Origin of the sequence: Pseudoalteromonas nanhaiensis, from assembly GCF_051235485.1 — a bacterium.
In the GTDB taxonomy this organism is placed as follows: Bacteria; Pseudomonadota; Gammaproteobacteria; order Enterobacterales; family Alteromonadaceae; genus Pseudoalteromonas; species Pseudoalteromonas lipolytica_C.
In genome coordinates, this window is sequence record NZ_JBPNYQ010000043.1 from 1 (window position 1) to 13235 (window position 13235).

At 42.0% G+C, this 13235-nt stretch carries 10 protein-coding genes; 1 reads left to right on the plus strand and 9 read right to left on the minus strand.

Going from position 1 to position 13235, the window contains the following annotated elements; all coding sequences use genetic code 11:
- Positions 1-50: 50 nt before the first annotated feature.
- The gene (locus ACSFVZ_RS20105; RefSeq protein ID WP_435559495.1) at positions 51-1340 is read right to left on the minus strand and encodes an ATP-binding cassette domain-containing protein; all 1290 of its coding nucleotides are present in this window, start codon (positions 1338-1340) and stop codon (positions 51-53) included.
- 129 nt (positions 1341-1469) lie between these two features.
- On the opposite strand from ACSFVZ_RS20105, the gene ACSFVZ_RS20110 reads away from it, so the two are divergent.
- A complete protein-coding gene (locus ACSFVZ_RS20110) occupies positions 1470-2093 on the plus strand; it encodes a toast rack family protein (RefSeq protein ID WP_199527134.1) in 624 nt (207 codons plus the stop codon).
- A gap of 8 nt (positions 2094-2101) precedes the next feature.
- Here the strand turns inward: ACSFVZ_RS20110 and ACSFVZ_RS20115 are convergent, their stop codons facing one another.
- From ACSFVZ_RS20115 to ACSFVZ_RS20150, 8 genes are all read right to left on the minus strand, one after another.
- Positions 2102-3853, minus strand: a complete 1752-nt coding sequence (locus tag ACSFVZ_RS20115; RefSeq protein WP_235383209.1) for a hybrid sensor histidine kinase/response regulator — start codon at positions 3851-3853, stop codon at positions 2102-2104.
- Positions 3854-3950: 97 nt separating this feature from the next.
- Positions 3951-6287, minus strand: a complete 2337-nt coding sequence (locus tag ACSFVZ_RS20120; RefSeq protein ID WP_435559496.1) for a fatty acid cis/trans isomerase — start codon at positions 6285-6287, stop codon at positions 3951-3953.
- Positions 6284-6664, minus strand: coding sequence for a hypothetical protein (locus tag ACSFVZ_RS20125; protein WP_135922798.1), 381 nt, complete (start codon positions 6662-6664; stop codon positions 6284-6286). Before ACSFVZ_RS20125 ends, ACSFVZ_RS20120 begins: the two co-directional genes overlap by 4 nt.
- A gap of 138 nt (positions 6665-6802) precedes the next feature.
- Positions 6803-7468 carry an SDR family oxidoreductase gene (locus ACSFVZ_RS20130; RefSeq protein WP_138558002.1) on the minus strand — a complete coding sequence of 222 codons (666 nt, stop codon included), beginning with the start codon at positions 7466-7468 and terminating at the stop codon, positions 6803-6805.
- A gap of 117 nt (positions 7469-7585) precedes the next feature.
- The gene (locus ACSFVZ_RS20135) at positions 7586-8380 is read right to left on the minus strand and encodes a VOC family protein (protein ID WP_435559497.1); all 795 of its coding nucleotides are present in this window, start codon (positions 8378-8380) and stop codon (positions 7586-7588) included.
- A 184-nt stretch (positions 8381-8564) separates the two neighbouring features.
- A complete protein-coding gene (locus ACSFVZ_RS20140; RefSeq protein ID WP_435559498.1) occupies positions 8565-9281 on the minus strand; it encodes a hypothetical protein in 717 nt (238 codons plus the stop codon).
- A gap of 71 nt (positions 9282-9352) precedes the next feature.
- Positions 9353-11152, minus strand: a complete 1800-nt coding sequence (locus ACSFVZ_RS20145; protein WP_435559499.1) for an alkaline phosphatase — start codon at positions 11150-11152, stop codon at positions 9353-9355.
- A gap of 11 nt (positions 11153-11163) precedes the next feature.
- Positions 11164-12753: an alkaline phosphatase gene (locus ACSFVZ_RS20150; RefSeq protein ID WP_295511605.1), complete on the minus strand. Its 1590-nt coding sequence runs from the start codon at positions 12751-12753 to the stop codon at positions 11164-11166.
- Between the last annotated feature and the right edge of the window lie 482 nt (positions 12754-13235).

Sequence of the window (13235 nt, forward strand, 5' to 3'; positions counted from 1 at the left end):
TTGAATCAGCTCGTGAAAAACTTGAGAGGGCTTATGGTGCCCTCAACTAGTCAGAACTTGTGTGATGAAGTACTAGGATGTTTTACCATAGCTCGCGCTATCAATAATAAGCGTTGGTCGCCAAAAGAAAGCTGGCTAAATGAACTATTTTGTTTGTCGTTTAACCCTAGTAAGGCTAACCATTTTTTAGCGATTGATAGCTGTGTTTCAGTGGCTTTTTGATAAAGACCAATGCTGTCATAAAAACCTGATACGATGGTATTAAGCGCTGTTATATTAACGCGATAATCCATATGCAAGGCATTTGAAATATAACCAATATGCTGTTTAATTTGCCAGATACTCTCGCCACTGCCGCGCTGATAGCCAAACACCTTAATATCGTTGTTATAACACTGCGGGTTATCACCTGTAATTAGATTAAGTAAGCAAGTTTTACCCGAGCCGTTTTTACCCGTTAACTGCCAATGTTCACCTTGATTAATTTGCCAGTTTAGCTTTTCAAAAATAACGGTTCCGCCAAAACTTACAGAGGCATCTTTAAGTTTTACTAATATGGGATCAGTTAGGGCTGGCGCTTGATGGTCGTTATCTGCCTCGGGCACGTTTAATTCGGTTTGCACTAAATGTAGCAATTTAAAAAGATCTTGGCGTTGCTCTTTCGTTGGCTGCGCTAATTGGTGAGTGATCTGAGCATGTTTTATAAACGCATAATGATCAACAAAGTCAGGGATTTCACTCAACCTGTTAAGAACAAAAATCATCGTCGTGTGTTTGCTTAATTCAGCTAATAACTGATTAAGAGTTTGCAGTGCTGTTACATCTAAACCATCAAACGGTTCATCCAAAATAAGTAACTCAGGGCGTCCAATTAGCGCTTGGATCAGCATCAGCTTTCGCGTTTCACCGGTTGATAGGTCACGAAATGCATTATTCATTTTACTATCAAAATCAAATGTTTTTATGAGTAGTTCAAGTAACTCAGTATCAATGTCATGGTCGCTTCTGTCGGCCAAAATAATGTCTTTAACTGTGCTTAGCGGCGTAAGACCATCAATAATATCATCCTGATCTTTATTTAGCTCATCGGCCAATAATTGCTTTTGTCTATCAGGTGACACCACAGCAATTCGTGCAAAGTTATTGGTAAACTGGCCTTGCTCAATACGCGAGCAACCTGCAATTACAGCTGCTACTGCTGATTTTCCTGCTCCATTTTCACCCAGTAATACCCATTGCTGCGCTGCTGATACAGTTAAACTTAAATCACGTAAACGATACTCTTCATTACCCTGCCCCTTAAGGCTGGCATTAACATTAACCAACTGAACATATTGCACTATGAATCCTCATTCCGGCTTATTACTAGCCTGACGTTACAACATTCAACAAAAAAATAAAAATCGTTTAAACCTTTTTTGAACATAGCTGCGACTAAGGTATAAAAGGTCATCAACAGGAAACAGACAATGAAAAAATTACTTTATGTAGCAGCTATTGGCTTAGCACTAACAACAACATACGCAATGGCGAAAGATTCACGTGAATTAAATCATAACTTCGCAGTGAGTGGTGCAAGCCAGCTTGAAATTGATTTTCCAGTAGGCAGCTTAGAAGTAGAAAACTATGACGGCAGCGAAGTGGTCGTTACTGTTCGTATTGAGCCTAAAAATGATAAAGGTTGGTTTGGATCTGAGGTTGATTTATCTGATATCGAATTAAGCCATTCACAAAGCGCAGGGTCGTTGAACTTAAAACTAGATAACGATGACATTCAACAAAGCTGGTATGTAAAAATGCCGAAGTCAATGGCCATTGATGTTGAGCTGGGTGTTGGTGATATTGAAATTAACGACGCTAGCAACTCGGTAGATATTGAGCTAGGCGTAGGTGCCGTTCGAATTGATAGTGCGCTTGACGACTATAAACGTATTGAACTCGATACGGGCGTTGGCGATACCAAAATTCGTGGCTTAAAAAATGATGCAAACACTAGCCGTAAAGTTGTTAGCTCTCACTCAAGCTACCGTGGTAATGGTCAATATGCTATTGACGTTGAAGTGGGTGTCGGCGACATCAAAGTAACTAACTAAATACCGGTTTATCCCTGTGAGCTCTCGGTAAATAAAATACTGAGGGCTTTTTCGACCGAGTCAGCAGAAATCGGTTTATATACGTGTAAATTAGCCCCTAGTTCATATACTCGTTGTAAATCATCATTAGAGGTGTTCGCTGTCACAACCAAGATTGGGGTTTGCTGTCCTTGCTCATTACGAATGATATCTATCGCTTTAAAACCATCCATTACGGGCATATTTAGGTCCATAAAAATTACATCATACTGAGTATGCAAGGCCATATCTGTGGCGATTAAACCATTTTCAGCAACGTCAAAACTGTAGTTAAAATGCTTAAGTATGCGACCTAGTATCGTGGCATTAAGAGGATTATCCTCAACAATTAAGCAGTTTAAAGCACCTGGCAACTTTGCAGACTGTTCTATGCCCGGTGAACTTACGAAGTTAAGATTTATAACCACTTTGGCGCCTTGTGGCTGCGCATTAAAAAATTGAATGTCGCCATTTAATGCTTTAACAATGTGCTTGACTCGCAATAGCCCTGTTTTTAAGCCTTGAAAATGTTGCTCAGTTCTATTTTCATTATCTTGTATATCTGAGGGTAATTCGTCAAACCCCTTACCATTATCTTGCACTTCTAATAGCAGGCGTTGCTTGCCTTGATTAGTCGCTGTAATTGCTATTCGCCCTTGCACCGGCGTAAATTTAACCGCGTTATTTATCAATTCAGCAACGACTTGTTGTAACCGCGGATGATCAGTAATGAATTCGCTGTTAAGCGAATCAGATAAACTGACGCTAAGAGTAATCTTTTTCTCGTGACAAGCGTATTCATAGGGTGCAATCGCTTGTTTTAATGTTTCTAACAAGTTGCCTTGGTCAAGTTTAGGCTGCCACTGGCCTGTAGTCATTTCTTGTAAATCAAGCAACTCATCTAACATCACCACCAAGCGGTTAGCACAATATAGTGCTTGTTGCTGAGCCAGCTTTTGCTCTTCTTTAATATCAAGAGACTCTATGGATGCTGTTAATCCTTGTAAAGGTGTTCTAAATTCATGACTAGTGCGAGCAATAAAACGCTCTCTAGTTTTATTTACCTGTTCTGCATAATCTTTTTGTTCTTTATAACTTGTAAGTGCTTTTGTGATTAGATTCTCCATTGGTTTAAAAACAAATAGTAACTCAATGAGTAGTAATACCATTGCAATAACCCAGAACATCATTTCGAGAACGGCAAGTAGTGTGACCTTATGCACTGACTTTTGCTCTAAGAGCTTTACGGCTTGATCTAATTTTGTAAGTAAGGCTTCAAGCTGATTACTGGCAAATAGTGAGCTGTCTATTTCTAAATAATTTTCGCGGCTATTGAGAAGTAACTGGGCTTTACTGATGTAGCGTTTAACGTGGGCATCAAGAGCTGTGGGCGGTAAGAAGTAGTGAGCCTGTAATGATTCGTTTAGATAAATATAATCACCTTCACTATCTTGCTGAATTAAAAACTGGTGACCTGCAATAAACTGATCGACCGCCTGCTCTAGCAATCGACGATGCTGTTGCTGAAAGCTATCAGCTTCATGATAAATTAACGCATTACCGTAAAGAGCTATCTTTTGCGAAAGCATGCGCTGTTTACCTGCAATGTTAATCACTTTCGCATCTCCCTTTTGCACATACAAAAGGGTTTGGATCAACGCCGCTGAAGTTGATATCAAAATTGCTATCGCTAACAATCCGAAGCGATATCTTCTGCGTATATCTGTGACTAACTTAAACATGTTTTACTCGTTTATTTTTAGAGTAATTGTAGATCATATAATGCAATAAAGCCCACTCAAGGTGGGCTTTAAATATCAGCTAAATAGGTAAATTAATTTACCTATTTTCAAGTCGGTTATAATCAAACAAACCAAATTCGACGCCGCGATACTCTTTCGCTACACGGTGTAAAATATCGCTGTATTGCCAAAACTGTGGATGCGTGCGACGAATAGCAAACTCACTTTTTAGCTCTCTGTAGGCAGCTTCATCTGTTATTTTTGCAAGCCCAGATGCAAATGCAGCAACCTGCTGTTCATTGTGTAAGTACCAAATTGCTTCTGGGTAATCACCTATAAATCCAGGCACAATTGTTACGGTATCTTCATCATAAGCACGCTGACCTTCTTCATTCAATAAGCTCGAGATATTGTAATGAGCATTATGGTGGATCAAGGTGTAGGCTTTATGTTTATCATCGCTGTCTTTGACCAACACAAACGAAATTTGTTGCAGCAAGTTAACAGCTTTAACAGGAAGATCGTTAATTTTCGCCAGTGGTTCAGGCACTTTCGTATAGTCGTAGCGAGGACTCAAAATTGGTTTGAGCTTCTCTTTGAGCATATTATAAAGTTCAGACTGTTGATCTGCGGTTTTATATTCTATGCCTGTAGGCTGACTAAACGACAACTCATCTTCAAAGAAACTCGTTAGGCTAGGTGGCGATTTACGATACCACTGGGCTTTAATTTCTTTACGTTTAGCTTCTGGTAATAATGCAAGGTAGTTTGCTTCACCTTCTAAGCGTAAAAAGTCCATATACAAACGAGTTAATAACTGATGACCAATGTTGCCATACACATCAAAACCCGCCACCAGCAAGTAATGAATACGTTCAAATAACGCGTAGTCGAGTATCCAAGTGGTCTTTGGCTCTTGACCTATCCAGCCTTTAACAACCGTTGCGCTATCGAAATGACGAAATACCGTCAGCGCTGCATTTTGGTTATGACCATCACCTTGCCAAAGTAAATCGGTTGTGAGGTGCTGACCGTTGGCAAACATCTTATTTGCCAGTGCAACTTTGGCAGACAAGTATTTATTTTGGCGTTTTGAATACTTCACCCAGCTAGAAATCGGTAAAGCATTACTTTCTTCTTCGGCAGGCAAGGCTAGCGCATCTTCATGTTGTAACAACATTTCACCGACTTTCGGTGTCGCCGCCATTTCAGGCTTCGCAAAACCTACCCAGAACTGATCGTTAATCACGTTTAACGCAATTTGACCACGACAAACAGGCCCTTTAATAAAGCCCATAATAATAAGCTCAGCTTCATCAAGCATAAATTGATAACGCGAGTTTACTGGAATTGCAGCAAAGGCTTTAAACGGGTTTGATGCCACTTCAGGCTTATAACTTGGTAGCTTGTTTACTTGATAATCAGCGTCAATAAATTGTGAATGTAAGCGTGCAAGCTTTTCATCATTTAATGCTAAAGGTAAATGTGTTTTCGCTAAAATAGTCGAACGGTCATGCATTAAACGATAATAAACTCGCTCAACTTTAGGGTCTTCATATGGGCGACGGGTGCTAATGTGTTTGATCTCTTCACCCGGCGGCGTCGAAGAGCGCACCAACTTAAAGTAGCTATGTTTATCGCCATGCTCAGGGAAATAAATATGCGCTAAGTACCAGTGTTCATAAATATAGCGAGCGGCAAGCTGATGCTTTAAACCATCTTGATTTAAGAATGCTTCCCAGCGTTCAACTTGTTTTAGTACGTCCTTTTCAGGAGGATCTATATGAGCAAGATAGCCGCCTTTTCTAAGCCACTTAGCCAGATGCTGAAACTCTTCAGTTGAAATACCAGGCAACCCATAAGGCATACCGCTGTGCGGGTTATCCTTAGCAAATGAGTCAAACTCACTCATTGTGGTACATGTTTGCTCACGATCGAGTGAAAAATCAAACTCATCGCCTAAAATAGCTTGCTTAGGCAATGGGCTACTTTGCTTAAGCACTAAGGCATTGTAAAGCACGCTTCCGGTAAGGTTTGCCTCTGCTGTTTGAATTCTTTCATTGAGTACTGGAGTGAAACCTTTCTCCCGCCACTGAGCGGTCGTTGTCGCATCAAATAGTAAGCGACTTGGCTCTTGCGCTAATAATCGTGTGCCGTCATAAACACGCTCTTTACTTAAACCACGGTCGATACCTTCTACAGAAGATAGCTTGAGCTGACATGGTGCGTCATAACAGCCATGACACACCACACAACGAGTATCAAGAACAGGCTTTACATCATTTAAAAACTCAGCCCCTTCTAAGGTTGATGCAGCAACAACACGCTCTCTTGGTTGCTCTTCACCAAACAATTTATCATAGTGTGCTGCACCTAAATAAGCACAGCCACTTAACAGAATGAGACCAAATACGGTAGTGAGGAGTTTTCTCATCCTTCCTCCTCGATATCTTCAATGTCATCACCTAAATCGAAGGTTGGCATCATATCTACTTGCGGCGACACAAAGGTTTGGTCGTTGTCGCAGCTAAGCATAGCGCTTAATAGTGGCCCACGAACTAAACTCAGTTGCGCGCTGTGCTCACCATCAATTAATACTTGATAATCATCATTCAACGCTTCAAGACGGTATTCATTAATGGCAATTGCGACACTGCTATCAACAGCTGGGTTTTGGCAAAGCTGTGCGAGTAACTCTTCGCTAAGTGTTACATGTAATAATAAATCTGGAGATTCGATATCGCGGCTGTGAAGATTTTCATCGAAATAAAAAAGTGGAAGGGTTAAATCGCTATTTTGCTCTAATTCCATGTGCTTTTCTCTACATCAAAATGACTTTCAATTGTACGAGTATAGCAAACTATAAGTTCAATAATTAGCGAAAGTTATCAGCCGTTAGCAGCTTAATCACTACTAACTAGCTGAAGATAAAAAAAGCAGAAAAAACAACTACCAAGGTAGCGTTTCGCCATTTGAATGCCAAAACCCACCAGTGTTGCTTAGGTTTAATTCATCAATACGCTTAATGAGCCGCTCTGCCGCAGTTTCGGGGCTTATGTCGCCGGCAAAATTAACCATTTGCGTTTGTACAAAGCCCGGATGAAATAACCCTACTGCAATTTCTTTCTCTTTTAGCTCATGGGCCAAACTAACACTGGCGGCATTAAGTGCTGCTTTTGACATTCGATAGCCAATGTAACCGCCCGAGCCATTATCTGCAATTGAGCCCATACGAGATGTGATCATCGCCACTTTGGCATCAATACCTAAGCTTTGCAGTAATGCATGAGTAATGCGAATTGGTGCGATACTGTTAACGCTGATTTGCTTTTCGATGGCAGCAAAGTCCATGTCAGCTAATGTTTCGTTATGAAAAATACCGGCGTTATTAACCAAAATATCAATTTTGTCGCCGTGTAAGTAGTTGGCAAGTGTTGCAACATCATCGGCGTTAGATACATCAATGTCGCTAATAATTTTTACATCGAGTGCTTGTAACTCTTCGCTTGGAGTGCGAACTACTGCACTAACACGGTAACCTTGAGCTAAATACTGTTTACAAAAATTAAGGCCAATACCTTTATTGGCCCCTGTAACCACCACATGCTTAGTCATCAATCTGCTCCTTAGTTGGCTTTTCTATACCCAAGTCACCTCAAGGTGCGAGTTTCTGCATCTTCAGGTGGTTTGGGTATATATATACCTTGGGACAGATTGGCAAAAACCAAGGGCTTAAGTTAATTCATCAATGGTTGACTTAAGAATGGAAAATACGGCCCCTTGGGGATCGGTAATAACACTAAAGCGTCCAACATCTGGGATGTCTGTTGCTGGCACACAAATAGCGCCATTAAGCTGCGTTGCTTTAGCGACTGCCTGATCGCAATCTGCTACCGCAAAATAAGGCATCCAATGGGGTGGAATATCATCTGGCCATTCATTGGTCATTTCAAGCATGCCTGCAATCGGTTGCTCATCAATGGTAAATAAGGTGTAATCCATGCCCTCCATTGGTTTCACCTCAAACTGCCATCCGAATAACTGACAATAAAAGTCGCGACTTTTTTGCATGTCTTTCGACACAAGCTCAAACCAGAAAGGCAGGTTAAGCTCTTGTACTCGTTTAGCCCCAATATGCTCACCGGCTTGCCACAAGGCAAATGTTGCACCGCCAGGTTCTTGCAGCATCACCATGCGACCCGCTGTCATGACATCATGTGGTCCTGCCAATACAGTTGCACCTAATGATTTTGCCAGCTCTGTGCTTTGGTCAACATCATCAACAGCAATATACAATAACCAATGGGTTGGCATCTCGCTCATACTTGCTGGCAGTTGATACATAGCGGCAATATCATCACCTTGCTTTTGCAGCATGGTGTAATACATATCTTCGCCTATTGGCTGGTCATCAAAGCCCCAGTCAAAAAGTTGCGTATAAAATTGCTTCGCAGCTTGCCAGTCTTTCGCGCATAACTCGGCCCAGCAGAAAGTACCTGCTGGGTGTTTTGTATTTATTTTTGTCATGGCTGTTCCTCCTTGGTTAAACTTAAGCAACAATCGCAAAATTTACCAATCAAACCAAACAATAGTTGTGGTATTTCGTTGAAGTACGTAATTTTGCCTTAGCTAAAACAGACAATGAACAGCGCTAGCAACGCTAAGTTACAGAGACAAAAATGCCGCTAAAAAGCGGCATTGCAATAATTAATTAGTGATGATGGTCATGCTCACCTTTGAGCTGATTACCTTGCGCATCATAAAAACCGCTCGCACCATGTTCAACAAAACCTTGGTTAATCATTTTGGCTAAAAATGGATCGCTTTCATTATCACCGATATCTGCGTAATCGGTTGTTTGATAGTTATCCCATTTCGCAAACTCTGCCTGCACATCTTGTTGATTATGATTGCTGGCTGTTAACACAATCTCTCGGCTATAGCTGGGTGTTGAAATTCGAAGTGATTTTAGTAATTTTTGATTAGCAAGCCAGCTTAGCTCTACTTTGCTTTGGTCTTGCTGCTGGGTGTAATACTCTGTTAGCTCACAACCTTCACCGGTGCTTTTTTGGTGCGTCATAGAGGCTAAAAATTTATCGCTTACTAACTGATATTTGCTACTCCAATCTTGCTCACCTTGAACTTCAGATGGTTGATACTCAATACCACGCTGTGCGTCTTGGAAGTAACGAATTGGGCGAACTTGTTGATTACGTAACTGTTGCCACAGCTCAATAAACTGTGGATTTTGCTTAGCCACCTGATGTGGTGTACGCCAAAGTGTAAAAGTATTTTCAGTCTGCTGCTTATTAGCAACAATAGCTGTAGTGACTTTGTAGTCAGCTTGCGTGTAACCTGTGTTCATATCGCATTGCCCAGCAACGGCTAATGGGCTTAGTAATGAGGCAATTAAGATAGCTACTTTCACGGGATTCTCTTTATATTTGATTTTTAATTAACTGATTAAATCAGGGAGGCTCAAAGCCTCCCAATAACTCATTACTGTGCTAATTTAGCATCGGCTTGCTTAACAAGGTCGGCAGCATAATCCATCACATGGAAAATAAGGCTTTGCTCATTAGTACCCGTTACTAAATGTGCACCTGGGCCCACTGCATACACACCCACATCTTCTGCTGCATGTGTTTCAGAGCCAAGTGGTACAACAGCTTCTTGATGGAAGCCAGGTGTGGTTGTGTCAACATCAGTTAAATCAACACGACCGGTCACTGGCGCAAAGTTATAACCTACATCAGCATCTGTTTCGTCACCTAAGTCGCGGAAACCGCCACCATTGGTATACCCAACGGTTGTGTATGGCATGTTATCTGCGGCAAGTGATGGCTCATCACTACCAACTGGTACCACTTTACCTAAGATTGGGTTACCACGTTTTGGGTAGCCTGCAATGGTAAATACGTGGCTGTGGTCAGCTGTTACGATGATTAACGTGTCTTCGATGCTGGTTTTATCAAGAGCAACTTGTACAGCTTTTGATAACTCAACAGTATCGCTCAATGCATTATAGGCATTACCTGCGTGGTGGGCATGGTCAATACGTCCTGCTTCAACAGTTAAGAAGAAGCCTTTGTCGTTGTTATCTAATACATCAATTGCTTTTGCTGTCATTTCAGAAAGTGACGGCTCACCCGCTACGTCGTTCGCGCGATCTGCTTCGTATTGCATGTGAGTTTCATTAAATAAACCAAATACACGTTCTGTGGTATCAGCATTGATTGCATCAAAACCGGCTTGGTCCATCACATACTGACCTGCAGGGTATTTAGCTTTCCACTCAGCTGTTAGGTCGCGACCATCTGTACGGTCACCTTCTACCGAGCTCACTGCATCGGCTGAGTTATAAGCTGCATCTTTAGGTAAGAAATGACGACGACCGCCGCCCATCACAACTTCTAAGCCATCAACATCTAGGCCTTCGTAACGAGCTTCGAGGTTTGCTTCAAAGTTAACTAATTGCGATGCAATATCTTCACAACCTGCTGCCACTGCTGCTTCTGGCATATCAGATACGTCTTCCCAGTTACGGTCAGCCGATTTTGCATACGTTGCTGCAGGCGTTGCGTGAGTGATACGCGCTGTAGATACAATACCTGTCGACTTACCCGCGATCTCTGCCAGCTCAGTGGCAGTAACTAGCTCATTACCCGCAACTGTTGCACAGTTACCGCGTTCGATATTTTCATCTACACCAATCACACCTGCATCAGTTTTTACACCTGACGCCATTGCCGTCATCGTACCCGCTGAATCTGGTGTTTGTGCGTCAACGTTATAGGTTTTAGCAAAACCAGAGAATGGTAGTTTTTCAAAGCTAAGTTGGTGCTCTTCACCCAACTTACCTTCTAGCTGACCTGCCATAATACGCGCAGCTGTTACGGTCGAAATACCCATGCCGTCACCAACAAATAAAATCACGTTTTTCGCTTTACCTGACTCTTTTACAACTGCAGCAATATTTTCTTCGCTAGTAGCAACTTTAACTTGTGCTGACTTAAACCAGTCATTGTCAGTCAGTGGCGCTAATTGCGATGCAGTTAACGAGGTTGCCGGTGCATTACATGACACTGTTGTATCAGTTACTTCTGCTGAGTCTAGCTCACCATTATCGTTGCTATCTGCACCTGTTAGGGTTTCTGTACCACCGTTTACACACTGCTCAGAACCAACCGCTAGAGTATTTTCAACAGTCAGTGTTTTTGTTGAACTTTTATCGTCATCATCAGAGCAGCCTGCTAATGCCACTACTACAGCAAGAGAAATTAAATTTAGTTTTTTCATCGTCGTCGCCATTATTCTTCAATTAGTTCTAGAGCTTGGTTAATGATGTGGAAAATTACGTTTTGCTCCACAACGCCTTGTGCTAGTTGCGCACCGGGACCTTTTGCATGCAGTGAAATATCTTCACCTGCGTGGGTCTCTGAACCTAATGGCACTGTTGCTTCTTGGTGATAACCAGGTGCAGTTGTATCAACCCCCGTTAAATCAACACGACCTGCAAATGCCGCTTCGCTATAAGATGCATCTGCGTCCGTTTCATCACCTAAATCGCGAAAACCTAAACCATTAGCATAACCAACTGTGGTGTATGGCATACCATCTGCTGCTAGGCTTGGTTCTTCACTGCCAACGGCTACTACTTTACCTAAAATTGGGTTACCACGTTTTGGATAGCCTGCAATAGTGAATACGTGACTGTGGTCAGCTGTTACTAGGATAAGTGTTTCTTCAGGGTTAGTATTTTCAACTGCTGTTTGCACCGCTTTAGCAAATTCAACAGTATCGCTTAGTGCATTAAAAGCGTTACCCGCATGGTGACCATGGTCGATACGACCCGACTCAACCGTTAAGAAAAAGCCTTTTTCGTTGTTCTTTAAGATATCAATTGCTTTGCCAGTCATTGCAGATAATGACGGCTCCCCCGCTACATCGTTAGCGCGGTCTGCTTCGTATTGCATGTGTGATTCATTGAATAATGCAAATACACGCTTGGTATCAGCATTGAGCGTATCGAAGCCAGCTTGGTCCATTACGTACTTGCCATCAGGATACATTTCTTGCCATTCAGCAGTTAGATCACGCTCATCCGTACGGTCACCTTCGACTTCACTGACAGCATCAGCTGAGTTGAATGCCGCATCTTTCGGTAAGAAGTGACGACGACCACCGCCCATCACTACTTCAAGGCCGTCTACATCAGTACCTACGAAGCGTGCTTCAAGGTTCTTCTCGAAATTAACAAGTTGTGAGGCAATGTCTTCACAACCTGCTTCTACTGCATCAGCAGGCATATCAGATACGTCTTCCCAGTTACGGTCAGCTGATTTTGCATAGGTTGCAGCTGGTGTTGCGTGGGTGATACGAGCTGTTGAAATAACGCCTGTTGCTAGACCTTTGATTTCTGCAAGTTCCGTAGCAGTGATTAATTCATTACCTGCAACTGTTGCACACTTGCCACGCTCAATGTTTTCGTTAACACCAATTACACCTACATCAGTTTTAACGCCAGAAATAATCGCTGTCATTGTGCCTGCAGAGTCAGGTGTTTGCGCATCAACGTTGTAGGTTTTGATTTGCGCCGAGTAAGGGAACTCTTCAAAGCTTAATAAGCCTTCTTCACCCGACTTACCTTCCATTTGACCTGCCATGATACGTGACGCAGTTAGCGTTGAGATACCCATACCATCGCCAACAAATAGAATGACATTTTTAGCTTTAAACGTTTGCTCAGCCTGAGCTGCCGCTTCTTTTTTTGTTAATGTAGCTTCAGCGGCACTATACCAATCATTTTGTTTTTGACTGTCTGGTAACACACCTGCATTGGCCGTCGCTGACAATGCCAACGTTAAACCAATTGCAGTCGCAATTTTATTAATTTTCATCGTTACGTTCCGTTAGTACGTTATTTTTAAGAGTTTGGAGCTAATTAAGCTGCGCTTGGTTAATTAGCGAAGCCATCCTATGAGTGTTTTGTTACTGAAAAAGTGACTTTTCATGACAAAATGATGAAACCAAAAAAAGCAGCGCAAGAAGGTAAGTAATTAGTTTTAGTGGAAATAAATAGGCTAGTTGCTAGATATGAGTTAGGGAATTTGCGAGGGTAAATTTAAAGGGGCGAGGTCAAGCCTAATCAGAGGAAAGGTTATTTGAGTTGATAAAAGAGCAGGTTTATATGGATTGTGTTGGGTTTCGCTTCGCTCAAACCAACCTACCCGAACAATGAACAGGGTAAATCCGAGTGAATGCACTCAACTAAACAACCATATCGATCTAATCTGACGGCTGATAGCTTTTCTACAGGCATTAAAAAAGGCCGCCTAGGGCGACCTTTTTATAAGCTGTGAAGCTCTATCTGTTGATATTA